This window comes from Achromobacter sp. HNDS-1, assembly GCF_040084795.1.
GTDB lineage: Bacteria > Pseudomonadota > Gammaproteobacteria > Burkholderiales > Burkholderiaceae_B > Achromobacter > Achromobacter ruhlandii.
Genome location: NZ_CP157584.1, coordinates 1,791,785 through 1,809,516, shown reverse-complemented (window position 1 = coordinate 1,809,516; position 17,732 = coordinate 1,791,785). Strand labels below are relative to the sequence as shown.

17 protein-coding genes and 1 tRNA gene are annotated in these 17,732 nt (G+C 60.3%); 13 read left to right on the top strand and 5 right to left on the bottom strand.

The window, feature by feature from the left end:
* Positions 1 to 72 precede the first annotated feature (72 nt).
* The 4 genes from pstS (at position 73) to pstB (ending at position 3,972) form a co-directional block, all read left to right on the top strand.
* A complete protein-coding gene (gene pstS / locus ABFG95_RS08310) occupies positions 73 to 1,113 on the top strand; it encodes a phosphate ABC transporter substrate-binding protein PstS (RefSeq protein WP_278992842.1) in 1,041 nt (346 codons plus the stop codon).
* Between the two features lie 140 nt (positions 1,114 to 1,253).
* On the top strand, positions 1,254 to 2,270 hold the full coding sequence (gene pstC / locus ABFG95_RS08305; protein WP_049075365.1) for a phosphate ABC transporter permease subunit PstC: 1,017 nt from the start codon (positions 1,254 to 1,256) through the stop codon (positions 2,268 to 2,270).
* A 23-nt stretch (positions 2,271 to 2,293) separates the two neighbouring features.
* Entirely contained in the window at positions 2,294 to 3,148 is an 855-nt protein-coding gene (gene pstA / locus ABFG95_RS08300) for a phosphate ABC transporter permease PstA (RefSeq protein WP_080977466.1), read from the top strand.
* A gap of 47 nt (positions 3,149 to 3,195) precedes the next feature.
* A complete protein-coding gene (pstB, locus tag ABFG95_RS08295; RefSeq protein ID WP_006385463.1) occupies positions 3,196 to 3,972 on the top strand; it encodes a phosphate ABC transporter ATP-binding protein PstB in 777 nt (258 codons plus the stop codon).
* A gap of 147 nt (positions 3,973 to 4,119) precedes the next feature.
* Here the strand turns inward: pstB and ABFG95_RS08290 are convergent, their stop codons facing one another.
* Positions 4,120 to 5,475, bottom strand: coding sequence for an aromatic acid/H+ symport family MFS transporter (locus ABFG95_RS08290; protein WP_278992843.1), 1,356 nt, complete (start codon positions 5,473 to 5,475; stop codon positions 4,120 to 4,122).
* Positions 5,476 to 5,631: 156 nt separating this feature from the next.
* Here ABFG95_RS08290 and ABFG95_RS08285 point away from each other — a divergent pair.
* Positions 5,632 to 5,708: transfer RNA gene (locus ABFG95_RS08285), tRNA-Pro, on the top strand.
* A 340-nt stretch (positions 5,709 to 6,048) separates the two neighbouring features.
* On the opposite strand, the gene ABFG95_RS08280 is transcribed toward ABFG95_RS08285, so the two are convergent.
* Complete coding sequence (locus ABFG95_RS08280) at positions 6,049 to 6,327, bottom strand: AlpA family phage regulatory protein (protein ID WP_348995752.1); 279 nt, start codon at positions 6,325 to 6,327, stop codon at positions 6,049 to 6,051.
* 145 nt (positions 6,328 to 6,472) lie between these two features.
* A complete protein-coding gene (locus ABFG95_RS08275; protein ID WP_348995751.1) occupies positions 6,473 to 7,150 on the bottom strand; it encodes a S24 family peptidase in 678 nt (225 codons plus the stop codon).
* Positions 7,151 to 7,686: 536 nt separating this feature from the next.
* On the opposite strand from ABFG95_RS08275, the gene ABFG95_RS08270 reads away from it, so the two are divergent.
* From ABFG95_RS08270 to ABFG95_RS08235, 8 genes are all read left to right on the top strand, one after another.
* Positions 7,687 to 8,493 (top strand): YdaU family protein, encoded by an 807-nt coding sequence (locus tag ABFG95_RS08270; RefSeq protein WP_348995750.1) that lies wholly within the window; start codon positions 7,687 to 7,689, stop codon positions 8,491 to 8,493.
* A 132-nt stretch (positions 8,494 to 8,625) separates the two neighbouring features.
* Positions 8,626 to 9,237 carry an ATP-binding protein gene (locus ABFG95_RS08265; RefSeq protein ID WP_054470917.1) on the top strand — a complete coding sequence of 204 codons (612 nt, stop codon included), beginning with the start codon at positions 8,626 to 8,628 and terminating at the stop codon, positions 9,235 to 9,237.
* A gap of 11 nt (positions 9,238 to 9,248) precedes the next feature.
* Entirely contained in the window at positions 9,249 to 10,682 is a 1,434-nt protein-coding gene (locus ABFG95_RS08260) for a replicative DNA helicase (RefSeq protein WP_348995749.1), read from the top strand.
* A gap of 98 nt (positions 10,683 to 10,780) precedes the next feature.
* Positions 10,781 to 11,071 (top strand): hypothetical protein, encoded by a 291-nt coding sequence (locus ABFG95_RS08255; protein ID WP_054470919.1) that lies wholly within the window; start codon positions 10,781 to 10,783, stop codon positions 11,069 to 11,071.
* Positions 11,072 to 11,084: 13 nt separating this feature from the next.
* Positions 11,085 to 12,713, top strand: a complete 1,629-nt coding sequence (locus tag ABFG95_RS08250; RefSeq protein WP_092578860.1) for an ATPase, T2SS/T4P/T4SS family — start codon at positions 11,085 to 11,087, stop codon at positions 12,711 to 12,713.
* Positions 12,652 to 13,335, top strand: a complete 684-nt coding sequence (locus ABFG95_RS08245) for a hypothetical protein (protein WP_348995748.1) — start codon at positions 12,652 to 12,654, stop codon at positions 13,333 to 13,335. The genes ABFG95_RS08250 and ABFG95_RS08245 overlap by 62 nt, the downstream gene beginning before the upstream one ends.
* A complete protein-coding gene (locus tag ABFG95_RS08240) occupies positions 13,332 to 13,877 on the top strand; it encodes a lytic transglycosylase domain-containing protein (protein WP_348995747.1) in 546 nt (181 codons plus the stop codon). Before ABFG95_RS08245 ends, ABFG95_RS08240 begins: the two co-directional genes overlap by 4 nt.
* An 11-nt stretch (positions 13,878 to 13,888) precedes the next feature.
* The gene (locus tag ABFG95_RS08235) at positions 13,889 to 14,215 is read left to right on the top strand and encodes an H-NS histone family protein (protein ID WP_348995746.1); all 327 of its coding nucleotides are present in this window, start codon (positions 13,889 to 13,891) and stop codon (positions 14,213 to 14,215) included.
* Positions 14,216 to 14,331: 116 nt separating this feature from the next.
* Here the strand turns inward: ABFG95_RS08235 and ABFG95_RS08230 are convergent, their stop codons facing one another.
* Entirely contained in the window at positions 14,332 to 15,159 is an 828-nt protein-coding gene (locus ABFG95_RS08230) for a hypothetical protein (protein WP_131727038.1), read from the bottom strand.
* A gap of 35 nt (positions 15,160 to 15,194) precedes the next feature.
* Positions 15,195 to 16,736 (bottom strand): TraM recognition domain-containing protein, encoded by a 1,542-nt coding sequence (locus ABFG95_RS08225; RefSeq protein WP_165601246.1) that lies wholly within the window; start codon positions 16,734 to 16,736, stop codon positions 15,195 to 15,197.
* Between the last annotated feature and the right edge of the window lie 996 nt (positions 16,737 to 17,732).

The window sequence follows — 17,732 nt, the reverse complement described above, 5'->3', positions numbered from 1 at the left end:
GCGAGGGTCGCTGAAAGACGGGCAGTAGAAAGCCTGCCAAAGACTCCTCCAACGAGCACAGAAGGAACCAAGATGTTCAAACGTGTCTTCAAACAAGTTTCCCTGGGCGTCGCGCTGAGCGCCGCTGTTTTCTCCGTGCAGGCCGCCGACGTGACCGGCGCCGGCGCTTCGTTCCCGTACCCGATCTACGCCAAGTGGGCGTCGGACTACAAGGCTGCCACCAACAATGCCGTGAACTACCAGTCGATCGGCTCGGGCGGCGGTCAGCAACAGATCATCGCCAAGACCGTCGATTTCGGCGCTTCGGACGATCCCATGAAGGCCGCTGACCTGGAAAAGAACGGTCTGCTGCAGTTCCCGGCCGTCATCGGCGGTACCGTGGCCGTGGTGAACATCGACGGCATCGAGCCGGGCAAGCTGAAGCTGTCGGGCAAGGTCCTGGGCGACATCTTCCTGGGCAAGGTCAAGAAGTGGGACGACGCCGCCATCAAGGCGCTGAACCCCGACCTGAAGCTGCCGTCGGCCGACATCATCGTCGTGCACCGTTCGGATGGCTCGGGCACCACCTTCGGCTGGACCAACTACCTGTCCAAGGTGTCGCCGGAGTGGAAGGAACAGGTCGGCGAAGGCAAGGCCGTCAAGTGGCCCGTGGGTCAGGGTGGCAAGGGTAACGAAGGCGTCGCCGCTTACGTCGGCCAGCTGAAGAACTCGATCGGCTACGTCGAATACGCCTACGCCAAGCAGAACAAGCTGGCCTGGACGCAGCTGCAGAACAAGGACGGCAAGTTCGTCCAGCCGGAACAGAAGGCCTTCGCCGCCGCCGCCGCCAACGCCGACTGGAAGAGCGCGCCTGGCATGGGCGTGGTGCTGACGGACGAGCCGGGCGCCGATTCGTGGCCCGTCACCGCCGCCACCTTCATCCTGGTCCACAAGTCGCAAGACAAGCCGGTGCAGGGCAAGGCCGTCCTGGACTTCTTCGACTGGGCCTTCAAGAACGGCGCCAAGTCGGCTGAAGCCATGGACTACGTGCCGCTGCCGGAAGCCGTGACCAAGGAAATCCGCGCCGCCTGGGGCGAAGTCAAGTCCGCCGACGGCAAGCCGGTCTGGAAGTAAAAGCGGGTGCCTGGCGCGGCGGCCCGGCCGCGCGCCAGCATCGGCCAACTGCCCTGCTGTCCGGCTTGCCGGATGGCGGGGCGGGTCCCCCCGGGGCCCAATCGTAGTTTCCCCCAAGGTTTCCTAAGGAAAGTCCATCCATGAGCGCGGTAATGGATAATAGTGTGCCGCTTTCGCCCAGCGTGGCGGACTCCGTGACTACCGGCACGCCTTCGCCTATGAAGCAAAATAAAAACGCGCTGATGGATGCGCTGTTCAAGAACCTGACCCGCCTGTTCGCCTTCCTGGTGTTCATCCTGCTGGCGGCGATCCTGGTATCCCTGATCTACGGCAGCCGCGAATCGCTGGCCAAGTACGGCCTGTCGTTCCTGTGGCTGAACGACTGGGATCCGGTCAAGCAGAACTACGGCGCGGTGGTGCCGATCATCGGCACGCTGCTGACGTCGGCCATCGCCCTGATCATCGCGGTGCCGGTGTCGTTCGGCATCGCCATCTTCCTGACCGAACTGTCGCCGACCTGGCTGCGCCGCCCGCTGGGCACCGCGGTCGAGATGCTGGCGGCGATTCCGTCGATCATCTACGGCATGTGGGGCCTGTTCGTCTTCGTGCCGGTGTTCCAGCAGTACGTGCAGCCGTTCCTGATTGCCACGCTGGGCAGCGTGCCCATCATTGGCGGCATGTTCGCCGGGCCGCCCTTCGGCATCGGTATCTTCACCGCCGGCCTGATCCTGTCGATCATGATCATCCCGTTCATCGCCGCGGTGATGCGCGACGTGTTCGAACTGGTGCCGGCGATGCTGAAGGAATCGGCCTACGGCCTGGGCAGCACGACCTGGGAAGTGATGTGGCGCGTGGTGCTGCCCTTCACCAAGTCCGGCGTCATCGGCGGCATCATGCTGGGCCTGGGGCGCGCGCTGGGCGAGACCATGGCGGTGACCTTCGTGATCGGCAACGCCTTCAAGTGGTCCGGTTCGCTGTTCTCGCCGGGCAACTCGATCGCCTCGGCGCTGGCCAACGAATTCAACGAGGCGGGTGGCATCCAGAAGTCGGCGCTGCTGGAACTGGGCCTGATCCTGTTCCTGATCACCACGATCGTGCTGGCCCTGGCGAAGATGCTGCTGGTCCGCCTGTCGGCCGGTGAAGGCAAGAAATCCTGACCCCGGCCCACAAGGAAAAGATCATGGCTGTCTCCGTACTCAATATGCAGAACGGCGTGTATCGCCGGCGCCGAGTGGTCAACCGCATCATGCTGACCATCTCGCTGGCCACGCTGGTGTTCGGACTGTTCTGGCTGTTCTGGATCATCCAGACCCTGCTGTTCAAGGGCGCGCCGGCGCTGTCGTACACGCTCTTCACCGAAATCACGCCGCCGCCGGGGCAGTCCGGCGGCCTGGTCAACGCCATCTTCGGCAGCGTGATGATGGCGGGCGTGGGCACGCTGATCGGCACGCCGGTGGGCATCCTGGCCGGCACCTACCTGGCCGAATACGGCCAGCGCGGCTGGCTGGCGCCGGCCACGCGCTTCCTGAACGACGTGCTGCTGTCGGCGCCGTCCATCATCATCGGTCTGTTCATCTACGCCGTGTACGTGGCGCAGGTCGGGCACTACTCGGGCTGGGCCGGCGCCATCGCGCTGTCGATCCTGGTGATCCCGGTGGTGGTGCGCACCACCGACAACATGCTGCTGCTGGTGCCCAACAGCCTGCGCGAAGCCGCGGCCGCGCTGGGCTGCCCCAAGTGGCGCATGATCACCCTGGTGTGCTATCGCGCCGCCAAGACCGGCATCATCACCGGCGTGCTGCTGGCGATTGCCCGTATCTCGGGCGAAACCGCGCCGCTGCTGTTCACCGCGCTGTCGAACCAGTTCATGTCGACCAACATGAACGGCCCGATGGCCAACCTGCCGGTCGTGATCTACCAATACGCCGCCAGCCCCTTCAAGGACTGGAACGACCTGGCGTGGGCCGGCGCCACCCTGATTACGCTGCTGGTGCTGGGCATCAACATCATTGCCCGCAACATGTTCCGCAAATAAAGATCGCTTTGCCGGCGCGCTTGCCGCGCCGGACCTAGGGAAACCAAATGGAAAACACCGCTACCGCCGTCAAGAACAAGATCGAGGTCAAGAACCTGAACTTCTACTACGGCAAGTTCCATGCGATCCGCAATGTGAACATGTCGATCCAGGAGAAGAAGGTCACCGCCTTCATCGGCCCGTCGGGCTGCGGCAAGTCGACGCTGCTGCGCACCTTCAACCGCATGTTCGAGCTGTATCCGGGCCAGCGCGCCGAGGGCGAGATCATCCTGGACGGCGAAAACCTGCTGACCGCCAAGACGGACATCTCGCTGATCCGCGCCAAGGTCGGCATGGTGTTCCAGAAGCCCACGCCTTTCCCCATGAGCATCTACGACAACATCGCCTTCGGCGTGCGCCTGTTCGAGCGCCTGTCCAAGGGCGAGATGGACGAGCGCGTGGAATGGGCGCTGAGCAAGGCCGCGCTGTGGAACGAAGTGAAGGACAAGCTGCACCAGAGCGGCAACAGCCTGTCGGGCGGCCAGCAACAGCGCCTGTGCATCGCGCGCGGCGTGGCCATCAAGCCGGAAGTGCTGCTGCTGGACGAGCCGTGTTCGGCGCTGGATCCGATCTCGACCGCCAAGATCGAGGAACTGATCGCCGAGCTGAAGAACGACTACACCGTCGTCATCGTGACCCACAACATGCAGCAGGCCGCCCGCTGTTCGGATTTCACCGCCTACATGTACCTGGGCGAGCTGATGGAATTCGGCCAGACCGACCAGATCTTCGTGAAGCCGTCGCGCAAGGAAACCGAGGACTACATCACCGGCCGTTTCGGCTGAGCGTCCATCGAAACGGTTGCCTGTCGGGCAGACTGCGCGATCCGCCTTGGATCCCGCATGAAACAACGGCGCACCTTCGGGTGCGCCGTTGTCGTTTCCGCCAGTCCGATTCCGCGGCGAGCGCCGCGGCGCCGGACACTGTGCGTGTCAGGACTGCTGCTGCCCCACGGGCCGCGTGCCGGCGGCCGGCCGCGACGACGCGCCGCCCGCGTAGCGGCCCGGGATCAGGATCACGAACACCGCCGCCAGCACCGCCGCGCACGAGAACGCGATGAAGTTCCACGCCAGCGGCAACTTCAATCCCGCCAGATAGCCGCCGACGATGGGGCCGCTCATGGCGCCGATGCGAGCGAACGACAGCGCCCAGCCGGTGGCCGCGCCGCGCGCGTGCGCCGGGTAGTAGCCGGCCAGGTAGCCGGTCAGGATCAGCGACGACGAAATGCTGCCAATGCCGGCCAGCGCCACCCACAGGTAATTGACCGCCAGCGGATTGTTGTAGGTGAGGCAGTAGATGCCGATCGCGCCCACCAGGTAGAACAGCTCCACGATCTTGCGCGGCTCGCTCTTGTCGGCGAACTGGCCCAGCACCAGGCCGCCGATGGCCGAGGCCAGGCTGAAGACCAGCAGGAACGAGATGCTCGAGCCCAGGTCGTAGCCGTTCTTGCGCATGATCTGCGGCAGCCAGGTGTTAAGGCCATACACCAGCATCATGCCCAGGAACAGCGCGCCCCAGAAGCACAGCGTGGCGCGCAGGTGGCGCGGCGCGAATACCGCGGCCATGACGTCGCGCCACGTGGCTTTTTCGCCTGTCACTTCGCGCGGGCGGAACGCTTGCAGCGAGGCAATGCCCAGGCGCTGCGCCATGGCGCGGGCGCCGGCCTCGTCGCCCTTGGCCAGCAGGTATTCGAGCGATTCAGGCAGCAGGCGCGCCAGCACCGGCACCAGCAGCAGCGGCGCCGCGCCCACCAGGATCACCGCGCGCCAGCCCCAGTGCTGCAGCACCGCCATGGCCACCGCGGCGGAGCACAGGATGCCGAGCGAATAGCCGGAATACATCACGCCGTAGTTGAAGCCCCGTTTGGCGGGCGGGGAATACTCGATCGTCAGCGCCGCCGCCACCGGAATGACCCCGCCCAGTCCCAGGCCGCCGATGAAGCGGAAGGTGGCGAACCAGGTCGGCGTCGGCGCCCAGGCCGCGCCGATCATGGTCAGCGAGAACAGCGTCACGCAGGCCAGCAACATGCGCCGGCGGCCCAGCAGGTCGGACAGCGTGCCGACGGCGAATGAGCCGACGAACATGCCCGCCAGCGCGTAGCTGCCCAACATGCCGAGTTCGATCGGCGTCAGGTTCCAGTTCTTGTCGTCCGCCAGGGCGGGGAGCACCGCGCCCATGACGCCGACGTCGTACCCCTCGAACAGGATCGCCAGCCAGCAGACGAACAGCACCGTGTAGGTGGTCCGCGTGGGCGTGGCCCAGGCGGACGCAGAGGAGGCATTTGCCATTGGATTCCCGATGAATGTCGTTATTTGATATGTCGAATTAATTTATGCTTCAACTATATAGGTGTCAATCAGGGGATCGCCGGGCATGGCCTGGAAACGCCGGGCGGCATCGGCAGCGAACGGCGGGGCGCCGGTATCTGGTATAGTTGCGACCCTCGGGGCGTAGCGCAGCCTGGTAGCGCATCTGCTTTGGGAGCAGAGGGTCGTGAGTTCGAATCCCACCGCCCCGACCAATAAAATCAAAGGGTTAGCTCAATGTCGTTGAGCTAACCCTTTTTCTTTGCTTGGCTTATGGGACAACATATGGGACAACAAAGCCAAAGCTGAGTGGGGCCGCAATTCAGACGCGCTCCAGGCGCGACGTTGTGCCACCTAGGAGACTCGCGCGGCTAAGCGTTTCGCTGGTTGCTGGAGAGAGGCGCGAAAGGGCAGGGGTGAAGGAATTCGACGAAAAAAAGCCGAGCATAGTGCTCGGCTTTTTGTGCTGTTCGAAGAATGGTGCAGCTACGTCGGCTGGCTTCGAAAATACTGGGTGCCTACTGATCCGCTGATGCGCGCATCCAGACGCCGGGACTATGCGTGCTGCACACTCCGGTTGTACCTGAGAGGTCGTTCCCTGGGGGGGGCAGTGGTGCGGGCATTCTTTTGTTCGCGGACCCACGCCTGGACCTCCGATGCGGGCCATCGCGATGCGCGCCCCACCTTCGCAGGAGCCGGGAACGTCCCGTCCTTGATTCCCTCGTAAATCTTGGTCTTTTTGATGCCCGTGGCCTTGATGACCGCAGGCAATTCTAGAAGTTGCTCGCTCGGTTCCTGAGCGAATTCGTTGGTGTCGATCTCGCGCGCATCCATATGCCGTCCTTTGCTTCTGCCCGAGGTAAGAGAGGCGAGTTCGTCGCCTCCGACGCGGCGACGTGTGGCGTCGACCCGGCTAGTAGGTTGGCATAAAGATAAGTGTTGCTTTATTAAGTGTCAAGTGTTGATTAAATTTCGGAGGTCATGCGAGTCGCTCGGCCCAGGTGAAAGGAACGCGTGCGACTACCTGAACGAAATCGTCAAGGTCCTGAACCGGCACATCGATCGGGGCGACCTTTGTGCTCTCGGTAGATAGCCGAAGCCCCCCGCCTGGAAGACGTTGGACGAAGCGAAGGTCAACCTGCTCTCCCTGCCGGATGAGATACAGGCCGTCCGCATTGACTTCCCTCACATCGCTCTGCACGAACGCGATATCGCCCTGACGGAACGTAGGTTCCATGAACGCCCCTTCTATGTACACAAACCCCACAGTAGTTAGGTTCGCGTCCAGAGGAAGGCGACCGTTGAGCCAGGCCCGGCTAACCCGCAGGTGGCGGATTGCGCATGCCGTTGGCGGCAACATAGCTCCGTAATTCAGCCGCGCTCCAAGGAAAGGAATGTCGATGGTCTCTGCGTCCGATCCCGCAAGGGCCGAAAGGTCAGTAGGGGCGGCGACGGGAATCTCGGGAGAGAGCCAATAAGCGATGGAGGTACCAAAGACTTGGGCTAGAGCCACCGCATGTTCGCGGTCGAACCGGCCATTGTTTCTCCATCCGTAGACGGCAGGCGTGCTGACGCCTAGCCGTTCGGCTAATGCGGCGGCTGAGACGCCATTCGACTGCATCTGAAAATCCAGCTTTGCGACAAAGTCGCGTTGCATCTGTGACAGCTGCGGAGACGTGGAGCCTTCAGGCCTCTTTGTCTTTTGTGTCATCGGGGTTTACCTTCCATAAAGTATCGCTTAATATTCGCAAACCTTTACTTAACCGAATTCGCGCCCATGGCTACTTCCAATAAGCTCGCGACCTCGACAAGAGCAACAATAGTCGAAGCCGACCGAATCAACTCTTCCGTCGCTATCGGCGGGCGGACGGCTGGCATAGTCGCAGCGCTGGCGCGGCTTGCTGAGGTAACCCCGCCCCAATCCAGCCTTTGGTTAAAGGGGGACACGGCGATGCCTCTTCGGCGAGGCATTTTAGTGGAGATAAATAGCGAGAGTCGCGTTTCTTTGGAGGGGCTCATTCAGGAAGGCCTCATCTCAGAGCGTGACGCGCTCATCGTCCGATACATTCAAAACCCGGCTGAGTTCGCCGGCGCGGAGCGACGAGCCGCGCTACTCGACGCGCTGCGTGCTCGCCCATGAAATGCCATCTTCTGCAATCCGTGCCGCTCAATGTCTGACCGGACAAGACTGCGATGCACTTCTACCCCCATAACATCGGCGACCACGTCAAGGACACGCGGCACCTGACTCTTTTGGAAGAAGGGGCGTACCGCCGTTTGCTTGACCACTACTACACCATCGAGAAGGCGCTGCCTTTAGACGAGGCCGACCTCTGCCGCAAATTGCTCGCGCGGAGTGACGACGAGCGCAAGGCCGTGGGTGTGGTGCTGAGGGAGTTTTTCGTTCAGACGGAAAGCGGGTGGTGGCATAAGCGCTGCGAGGAAGAGATCGCCGCGGGCAATAAGCGGCGACAGCAGTCCCGCGAGAACGGGAAAAAGGGTGGCCGTCCGCGAAAGTCGGTGCCGCCTCAGGAGCTACCTGGAGGCGACGAAAGACCCGATACGGGAAGCCCGGACGAAACCCAGCGGGTTATTGGCGGGTTAGCGCTAGGTTCTGGCTCTCGTCCGGGCGATGGCTTGGAATCTGCGCAGGTTGAGGGACTGCCGCCGTGCCCCCACGAGCGGCTCGTAGAGATTTATCACGACCGAATGCCCCTCAACCCCAGGATCAAAGTGCTTGATGACAGCCGCCGAAAGCTCCTCGCAGCACGCTGGAAGCAGGCTGCGAGGCTGGACGTGCCTCCGTTTGGCTATCACACAATGCAGCAGGGCCTGGACGCATGGCACACATTCTTCGAGATATGCAGCGAGTCCGAATTCTTGACGGGGCAGGCGCCACCGTCAGAGCCAGGACGACCACCATTCGTCGCCAGTCTGGACTTTCTCATCTCCCCCGACGGATTTCGGAAGTGCGTCGAAAACCACTATCACCGCGAGTAGATTTTACAAAACGGCGCCAAATTTGTTACGACGGCAATGTTTAGCCACGAAGTTACACACATAGAAAGAAATAATTACGAAACTTTGTCACCTTCTGCAATAAAGCAGCGGGTCAGCAAAGGAGATCAAGTGATGTTGTCTAACGAGCTGCGGCGCCTGTTGTTTCAGGGTGAAAGTGGCCAGAAGCACGATGCAGAGCCGCTTCCATGCCTATCCGGCGACGAGGTGCTGGCGAAGGCGCACGTACCCACAAGGTACAAGTCTTGCACCTTCGATACCTTCCACGCGTACAGCGAAGAACATAAAGCGAGAAAACTGGCTTGCGAGAGTTACAGCAAGCATTTCAACGTCGCGCGCTATGACGGCGTTTCCATGGTGTTGGGGGGGCCTCAGAAGGGCAAAACGCACCTGGCGACGGCGATGCTGTTCGCGGTTATCGCAAGCGGTAGCACCGGCCGGCTTATACGCGCCCGTAGGGCTATCGCTGCCGTCGTCGAGTACGGGGAGGATGCCCTCGCCGAGCTAGCCAATCCCGACCTACTCGTGTTGGATGGGCTGCTCTCGCACCCCTGGGATGAGGCGGGTCGACATGCGATCTTTGAACTCATCGAACGCCGCTTCGAAGAGGTAAAGCCCACAGTCATCACCACTCACCTTAGAAAAGCCACTTTTTTGCGTGCCGTCGGCGATCGTATTGCGTCGCGGCTGCGTGAGAACGGCGGCAAGTTTGTTTCGTTCGAGTAGTTCCAGAAGAAATGCGCCGCACAATTCCGAAGGGTGATAGCCCACTGCACGCTCGGGCTGGCACGGCGGAGCGAGCTTTGCTCGGAGCCCTGCTTGTTAACAATGACACCTTCGACCGCATCGCGCCGGTGAGGATTGGCGCTTCGCACTTTGGCGCCCATGGCAATGCCCTGATCTTCAGCGCAATCGCTTCCCTGATTTGTCGGGGGCAATTGGCTGACGTGATCACCGTGCACGATCTCTTGTGCGAGCGCAACGAAGCACCCCGCGCCGGCGGGCTACCCTATCTCAACTCGCTTGCCGCGGAGTGCGCCAGCGCCACAAACGCAATTCGGTACGCGGAGATTGTGGTCGAACAGGCCCTGCTCCGACAGCTGATCTTCGTGACGTCGGAGATCCAAGCTTCTGTATCCGAACCAGCTGGCCGGAACGTTCACCAACTCCTCGACCATGCACAGAAATTGATCGGCGGTCTGGGGGAGCAAACGGTCAAGCGGGACGCTGTGCCCATCGCTGCCGCAGCGGCACGCTTCATTGAACAGCTGGACCAGAGAATTTCGGGAGGCATAGCCCGAGACGTCGTCTCTACAGGGCTGACCGATCTGGACAAGGCGCTGCACGGCGGACTGTTGCCGGGGCGGTTGTACGTCCTGGGCGGTCGCCCGGCAATGGGGAAATCGGCATTGGCCGGCACGGTTGGAAGTCACCTGGCTGCCGAGCAAGTCCCGACGGCGTATCTGTCGCAAGAAATGCCCGAAGAGGAGCTCACCGGGCGTACCTTGGCTCAATGGTCCGATATTTCGATCGATGCGCTCCAGGCGGACAATCCAGAAGCAGTGCAAAGTGACTTCTGGGCGAGACTCGTCACAGCGGGACAGGTTGCGGCCACAGCCACGCTGTTCATCGACGAAACCTCAGGCTTGACGCTTCTCGATGTAGCGTCCAAGGCGAGAACTTTGAAGCGCAAATCAGGCCTGCGCGTCTTGATCGTCGATTACCTCCAGCTTATGGTCGGGACTGAAGAGAAACGCCACAGCCAGATTGAAACTATCACGCGCGGTCTCAAGAGCCTCGCAAAGGAGCTTGGCATATCTATCTTGCTCCTGTCCCAGTTGAACCGCGAAATCGATCGAAGAACCAACAAACGTCCACTGCTCGCCGACTTTAAGGACTCAGGGTCCATCGAGGCGGATGCTGACGTTGTGATGGGGATATACAGACCCGAGCAAGATGACCCGGATACTCCGTATCCGGGTTGTGCAGAGCTCCATATCCTGAAGCATAGAGGCGGAAAGCTGGCAAAGGTGCTGCTGGCTTACAAGGGGATGGCGACGAAGTTTCACGATTACCACGGTGCGCCGCCCCTAGATTCTGCCGTTGAATCCCGCGGGCAGCGTGCGCGGAAAGGCTTCGACAGGCTGCCTCACAGGCATGCAGACACATAGGACGCAAAAAAGCCAACCACAAGCCAAAAAGTGCACATTGTTAGGTATGAAATAAAAAGCGCCATAAATATAATCGAAGCATAGACAATGGAGATGTCATGCTATTCAAGGCGTTTTTCGGCACCGCCGTATTTCTCGGGACAATCGCTTGGCTGGGCTACTCGCTGGTGGCGACCGAGCCGTGCGAGCGGATGGACCGGCTAGCACTACCGATTCGGCTGACGATGGACGCGACGCGCTTTATCGCCAGCAACCTGTTTGCTGGACCGGAGCACACCGAGCTACGTCTATCGCTCCTGGAGCTGAGCATAAAGGTGGATTCCGGCGCGCAAACCTACGCAAGCGCCGTGCTCTACGGGCCCAGTCTTACGTGCAAGAACTTCCTATAAGGCGGACGAAGCGATGAGTAGACTCGGCCGTCAGCGCGATCAATTTATCTACATGGGCCCGGAAGACAAGCCGGCCGCCGACTTCCTGAACGAACTCTTTCGTCGAGCGGCATTGGAGGGCATGACCGACATTCAACTTCGCTTCGTCCATGGCGCCATGCGCCCGGTTGAAGTTGCTGACTCGGGGGTTCGTCTAATCAGCTGGCTTGAGCCGGAGTACGAAGGAGATCTTGTCAAGCATGTCGAGGAAAAGCTTCGCGCACGTGCAAGCATGGACTTGTCCGAACAGTTCATACCGATGGATGGCGCGATTCATCTTCGCTATCCGGAAGATGGGCTCAAACTGAGTCTCCGTGCCAGCTTCCTTCACACCATCGTCGGCTCAACGGCCGTATTTCGGCTCGCTCGGGAACAAGCACAACGGCTTGCCTACCGTGACATATACATGCCCTTAGCAGTCCGACGCGTAATCGACCAGGCACTCGCAGTACGCGCGGGAACGGTAGTGGTGTCGGGCCCCATGGGAAGCGGCAAAACGACGCAGCTCATGGCATACATGGTCGAGTTGCGCGACAGGGGAGAGAACGTCAAGACGGCAGAAGAACCTGTGGAGATACCTACGCCTGGCATAGACCAATGTGAGCTGGTGCCGGGAAAGGTCACATATCCCATGCTAGCCAGGGCATTCCTTCGACAGCGTGCCCACCGCATCATGATCGGTGAGACTCGGGACGAAGAGACCGCTGAGGCGTTGGGCCGTAACGCGAACACCGGGTGCCAGCTCTGGACAACCACGCATTCGGATACGAGTGCGCTGGTGATTGAGCGTTTGCTCGAACTGAAGATGCCCCGGGACTTGATTGCGAAGACGCTGCGACTCATTATTGCGCCTCGCCTCGTTAGGACCATCCCCGCCGAGGCGACGGTCGAATGGGTTGCACCCAACGAATCCAGCAAAGCGTGGTTGAAGGCCGTCGGAGCCTATCACCCGGACGACAAGTTCCCGGTCATTGTGAGCGACCACGACATGTCGGAAACCAAGATGCCGATCTTTGAGGTTATCCAGATCGATGATCGCGTGCGACGGGTGATTCTGGCCGGCGGAGACGCCAAAGAACTGTACGAAGCGGCGAGCTATCAACCTCAATTCGAAACTCTCGCGGAGGCGGGCGTCCGCCTCGCGCGGGAAGGGAAAACCACGCTCAGCGCCATTCAGTCCCTCCTGAACCCGGCGCTGTGGCCTACGTTTGAGCGGCAGAGGCTCGACAAGAGATTGATCGCTTCCGGTGTGATAACTCCCGCGCAGGCGTATCAAGCGGTGGAGACGATGGCTCGCGCGGCCATTGAAGAACATCGCATCCTTGAACTGTGGGAAGCGCTCATTTCGACTGGAGCGGCGACGCGCCTCCAGGTCATCGAATGCTTAGGCCGAACAAAGGAAGCGGTGGACCTCCTCGGATACTTCATAGACAACGGGATCCTGGCAGAACAACCAGTACAACACGTGATCGAAGAGTGGAAACGAGGCGAGCGACGGCAATCGCTTTTCGCTATGTGCATTGACCAAGGACTACTAAGCAATGAGCAAATTCAAGATGAGGCGTTCCTGCATTACCGCCGTGCTGGCATTAGCCACAACTAGCGCCCTGCACGTGGTGGCGAAGGCTCAACCCTCCATGGCAATGGGTGGTGACGGAAAGGGACAGCCATATACCCCGCCAATGCCATACCGAGAGGTTGCCGAGGTTGAGGCGGACCAGCGAGTGGTGCGCATATTTTTCTCATTTAGCTGCCCCTTTTGCCGCACATTCCACACGCCACTGCGTCAGTGGGCCAAGAGTCTCCCAGCCCCTTGGCGATATGAGTTCGTACCGATTCTGCTTGCCGATGGCACGGGAATTCATGAAGCCGCAGGGTATTTGGCCGCGCACAAGGCGTTGGGGCCTGCGGTGGCGAGATTCGAAGATGCAGCCTACCGCGCGATCCAAGGCGAAGGCCGCTCGCCGCGAGCTCCTGAGACCTGGCGTGGCATCGTGAACGCGGCGGGGGGGAGCGTGCTGGCGTTCGAGGAGGCCTGGGAGAGTCTGTCGCCGGCGGAGGTCGCAGAGCTTCCCCGGTCGATGATCGCATACGCCGTGGACGCAACGCCAACAGTCGCTATCGCCGGGAAGTTCGTTCTGACGCCTGACGGAGTGCAAGGCGACGAAGCCTTGTTTCTCCAACTGTGCAGCGGACTGGTGTCGCGGGCGATGGGGCACGCATGAGAACCGCTGCCTCGCTATTGCTATTGTCATTGATGGTCGTCTCGCCGGCCTCGATGTCGAGCCCAATTGCGAAGGGCACGCTTTGCTTTCGGGAGGCAGCGGAACGCTACGGGGTCAGTGAAATCATGTTGCGTGCGATAGCGTGGCATGAGTCAAGGTGGAAAGCGAACGCCTTGAACGACACCTTGAACCGAGACGGCAGCGAAGACGTCGGGGTGATGCAAATAAACAGCTGGTGGATCGAGAAACGGCTGCCTCGCTACGGAATCACACGTGAGCACCTTTGGGAGCCATGCCTGAACATCCACATTGGTGCGTGGATCTACGCAGACGAAATTGCCCGCCATGGCAACACATGGAAGGCTGTCGGCCACTATGGGTCCCCCAATGAGAAGGGCCAACACTGGTACATCGCTAGGGTCAAGAAGGCGCTGGAAGAGGTGCTCGCTGGAGAACCGGAATCCACCCGAAGGAAAGCGGCGATGCCGCGGCCAAGTGGAGCGCTGACGGCAAAGCAGATTGTCATTCACACACAGAACTGAGGGAGAGAATTATGCGAAACGAAAACGCCTTGGAGGATCGTATCAAGCGGGTGAACCGACAGCTCGACGATCTGCGAGCTCAGAAGCGGGCCGTGGTTATCCGCCAGATTCTGGCCCAACTCGAAAAAAACGGGATCACCCTGAAGGACCTGAAGGAAGCGCGCGCAGCCGGCATTAAGTCACAGTCCAAGTCGGCTCCGGGCAAAAGAATGGTGGCGCCCAAGTATCGCCACCCTGACACCGGTGAAACCTGGTCGGGGCGTGGGCGGGCTCCGCGCTGGCTCGTCGCCGCCGAACTCGGCGGTACCTCTCGAAACGACTACCTCATTCCCGCCTGAGGTTCTCGCGCTCAATAAAATAGGCCCGTACAGGGCCTCTTCTTCGTCGCTCTCGCCGTAGCACCACGTCCGCCGAGCACGCAGCCCACCTCTGACGATCGTTCGACAACTAGTCGTCACCACGGGAATAGGTCGGACCAGCTGCTGTCCCGCCTTCCTTTTGCCGAGGGGTTGCGTCCGGTGAGATACCAGTTGTCTCCCTGTTGGGATGCGAGAGAAGCCTCATCGAGCCTTTCAAGTGCGGCGCACTCGTCCTGATCTCGCACGGCGTCCAACGTCATAATGCCCGGCTGCTGCCATATCCGCTCAGCTACGTTCACTGCGGCGCGGCCGCCGCGCATGCGAATGGAGTCTGCAACCTCCTCCGGCAAAGAAAATAGACCAAGTTGAATAGGCTCTGAAAATACGTGCCACCGCTTCCACAGTTCGAATTGCAGACGTAGCTGTACGACGCCCGGTCGGGCCCCGTGAACGCGGCAGCAGTTCTCGAACGAGAGAGGACCATCATCGAATCCCAGGAGCCAACGGCCGGCGTTCATGATGTCCCGATCTTTCGCACGACTGTTCAACAGAAGCTGTACGGCCGTTTTGATTGCCAGAAGCGCCCATCGTTCCGGACCTTCCTCAAAGTCATCGACCGTCAGCTTGGCTATGACTTCTCGACTGGGTGCTTCCTTCTTGCAGATAGGGAAGGGAAGATCGCGGAGTGTGGCTTCAGCAAATTCTGGATGATCACCCAATGGTCCAGCCAAATTGTCTTGAGCAAGTAGGCGATCCAAAGTAGAACTGGCTTCGCCACCGCCGTCAGGCCAGGTGATACCAGATCCGTAAACAGGTAGATCAAAATCGCCCTCGTCCAGCTCGCCAGAAGTAGGCCAAGCACTATCACGAGAGCTATCAAGCCCCAAAATTGAATTTGTTCGACCATAACCTTTGTTGTCCATAGCGTGCATAGCGGTGATAGAGGTTCGGGCGTGCTTCAAGCTCTGGCAGCCTTTGCTGCGGTCAGATACCGGTCCGCATTCTTGAAATAGTCGCAGCCTTTTACTTGTTTACGTTTGGTGCGATTGACGCGGATAGGAACTGCCTTGGACGATAGCCATTTCGAGATCGTGATGTTTGGTATCCGCAGGTTGAATAGCTCGCACCCTTGATAGAGCATGATGCACTCACCACGGTCGACCTTCTTCAGGTCATCTTCAGTGACGCGGTACTGCTCCTCCTCTGACTCTGCGATCGCGTATCCCGCATCAGTGCTGAGCCCGCCTTCCGGCGCGGGCGTGATTTTTGGCGTCGACTCGGACGCACGGCTGGTGGCGCTGATGGTCGTCTTGGAGAATGTCCCTTTGCCGATCATCTTGGCTGCCTCCTCAGTTGTCTTCGGGCTCGCGAGCTTGAAGAACAGCTTTGTATCGGTGTTTTCTTCCAGCATGTCGCGAAAATCTGGTGACACGGCATCGAGGTTGGCGATACTTTGGAACATCGCCCACACCGAAATTCCGGCACTTCTTGCCTGCTCAAATACTCGATTCATCGCCATCAACGCGTAGGCGCCGAACTCGTCCAGCAGGGCGAGATATGGGATACGCGATCGGTGCGACTTCGGTAGCTGCTGTATCCGCGCGATAGCGGATCGAAGATCTGCCAGGAGCATCTTCGCAAAATTTCGGGCGGATTCGTCCTTCCCCATCGTTGGCAAAGAGACGTATGTAATCTTGTTCGACATCATGCTGTCGAACAGACGCACGTCCGGGCTGTACGACGACCCGACTTCGCCGAAGGTCCCAGTGCCGAACGCATGCAACCGCCCGGCGATGCCGCCTAGGGTCTCTTTCAGACGCTTCATGTTGATCCTGGCTGAGGCCGGTCCCGTGTCGTTCCCGAAACCACCTCGGTACTGCTCAATCCAAAGCGAAAGATTCTTCGTTGCGGGATGGTGAGGCAGCACGGAGCGAAGGCGCTCCTCTAGCTCGGATAGTGCGCGCTCGTTGTGTAGCAGTATGGAGAGATCAATGCAGTTGTATGCCAGTCCAAGCGCCTGGACTCCTCCGACGATCGCCCCGAGGGCCTGCTTTGCGGACTGACGATAGTGCTCCGCGGCCGGGGCCACTTCTGGAGCGGGGAGGCTCGTCAATATTCTGTCGGCGACCTCGTCCGGGTCGCCTTCAAGAACGGAGTTGTAGCTGTTGCTGTTGGCGGGATCTCCGAGGTTTATGAACTGCATGTCTTGGTATCGTCCGGCCCAGCGGGCGACTTGCGCAACCCACGACATGTCGTCGCTGTCGAGCTTGGCGTCGATCATGAGCAACCCGCCACCGCGGATGATCTGTTGCAGCATCATCAGCCGGGCAAAAGTCGTTTTTCCATAGCCGCTTCGCCCCGCGACCATGCCGTGGTACGGCAGCGCTTCGTCTGGGAGCCGAACGGCACGCCCGCGATCAGTCGTATACCCGATCAGCATGCCATCGTTTGAGAGCAGGTCGCTGGAACGGATATTGAGCTTTGAGCGGAATAGATGCATGCCAGCCAAGCCGTGCATGCAGCGTCCGGCCACCCATGCAGCACCTAGCCCAGCAAGAGCGTATGAGGGCACAGTAGGCAGGCCGCTGAAGAACGGGGACGTGGTCAACACTGACGACGAAATTGCCGCTAAGGCTAGGGTGTCGGCCGCCCCGCCCAAGCGATTTCCAAAAAAGCCTATTCCTTTCATTTCCTCCTAGCTCCCTGGGGCGCGTGGCCCGACGCCCAAAAAATCAACATTCACAGGTTGAGATATAAACATTCATCGCTAAAATACCACGCAATGCAAATAGTGGGAGGCGTCCGAATGCGGCGTTTTATTGGCTTGGTAGGAAGTGCTCTTGTTGTGACGTCGAGCATGGCGGCTGCACCTGAGAGCCAGGGTCAGTTCGATATGCGCGAGTGGATCGTGCCCGAGACGTCCGCCCTCGTAACCGTCCCTGAGCACTCTGAGCATGCGGTCGCGACACCGAAACGGGTGGGACCAGAGAAGCTCAAACCGGTGTGGTCGGTTCAAGGGCCGTCTACGTACCGTCCCGGAACGTGGATCGATACGAGTTACCGGAAGGATCCGAGACTCATATTGAGCCAAGTCGTTCGATTCGATTTCGATTTGTCGGAGTCGGCGTCCACGAACGCTGCGGCGCTGGTTGCCGCGCAAGTTGCAGGGCAGGGAGTCTCGTATCTGGTGGTGGGGCATGCGGACGAGCGTGGTACTGACGCCTACAACCTCGCCCTGTCGAAGCGCAGGGCGGAGGGGGTGAAACGCGCGCTGGAGGTCGCTGGTGTGCCCGCCAAATCAATCGAAGCGCGCTGGTACGGAAAGAGGCTACCGGTGAGCTTCGCGGATCAGAGTCTGAACCGCCGGGTGGAGATCTTGGTCAGCGGCGATCGACCGGCTCAACTTAGGCGCGGAGCTAAGGCGGTGGGAGCTACGCCGCGTAGCAATCCAGGCATTGCGGAATCCGCGGCCCGTCAACCACAACCATCCCCTGGG

Excerpts from the sequence above, each read along its gene's own strand:
- pstS (WP_278992842.1), top strand. The coding sequence starts at position 73 with ATGTTCAAACGTGTCTTCAAACAAGTTTCCCTGGGCGTCGCGCTGAGC.
- pstC (WP_049075365.1), top strand. The coding sequence starts at position 1,254 with ATGAGCGCGGTAATGGATAATAGTGTGCCGCTTTCGCCCAGCGTGGCG.
- pstA (WP_080977466.1), top strand. The coding sequence starts at position 2,294 with ATGGCTGTCTCCGTACTCAATATGCAGAACGGCGTGTATCGCCGGCGC.
- pstB (WP_006385463.1), top strand. The coding sequence starts at position 3,196 with ATGGAAAACACCGCTACCGCCGTCAAGAACAAGATCGAGGTCAAGAAC.
- ABFG95_RS08290 (WP_278992843.1), bottom strand. The coding sequence starts at position 5,475 with ATGGCAAATGCCTCCTCTGCGTCCGCCTGGGCCACGCCCACGCGGACC.
- ABFG95_RS08280 (WP_348995752.1), bottom strand. The coding sequence starts at position 6,327 with ATGGATGCGCGCGAGATCGACACCAACGAATTCGCTCAGGAACCGAGC.
- ABFG95_RS08275 (WP_348995751.1), bottom strand. The coding sequence starts at position 7,150 with ATGCAACGCGACTTTGTCGCAAAGCTGGATTTTCAGATGCAGTCGAAT.
- ABFG95_RS08270 (WP_348995750.1), top strand. The coding sequence starts at position 7,687 with ATGCACTTCTACCCCCATAACATCGGCGACCACGTCAAGGACACGCGG.
- ABFG95_RS08265 (WP_054470917.1), top strand. The coding sequence starts at position 8,626 with ATGTTGTCTAACGAGCTGCGGCGCCTGTTGTTTCAGGGTGAAAGTGGC.
- ABFG95_RS08260 (WP_348995749.1), top strand. The coding sequence starts at position 9,249 with ATGCGCCGCACAATTCCGAAGGGTGATAGCCCACTGCACGCTCGGGCT.
- ABFG95_RS08255 (WP_054470919.1), top strand. The coding sequence starts at position 10,781 with ATGCTATTCAAGGCGTTTTTCGGCACCGCCGTATTTCTCGGGACAATC.
- ABFG95_RS08250 (WP_092578860.1), top strand. The coding sequence starts at position 11,085 with ATGAGTAGACTCGGCCGTCAGCGCGATCAATTTATCTACATGGGCCCG.
- ABFG95_RS08245 (WP_348995748.1), top strand. The coding sequence starts at position 12,652 with ATGAGCAAATTCAAGATGAGGCGTTCCTGCATTACCGCCGTGCTGGCA.
- ABFG95_RS08240 (WP_348995747.1), top strand. The coding sequence starts at position 13,332 with ATGAGAACCGCTGCCTCGCTATTGCTATTGTCATTGATGGTCGTCTCG.
- ABFG95_RS08235 (WP_348995746.1), top strand. The coding sequence starts at position 13,889 with ATGCGAAACGAAAACGCCTTGGAGGATCGTATCAAGCGGGTGAACCGA.
- ABFG95_RS08230 (WP_131727038.1), bottom strand. The coding sequence starts at position 15,159 with ATGGACAACAAAGGTTATGGTCGAACAAATTCAATTTTGGGGCTTGAT.
- ABFG95_RS08225 (WP_165601246.1), bottom strand. The coding sequence starts at position 16,736 with ATGCATCTATTCCGCTCAAAGCTCAATATCCGTTCCAGCGACCTGCTC.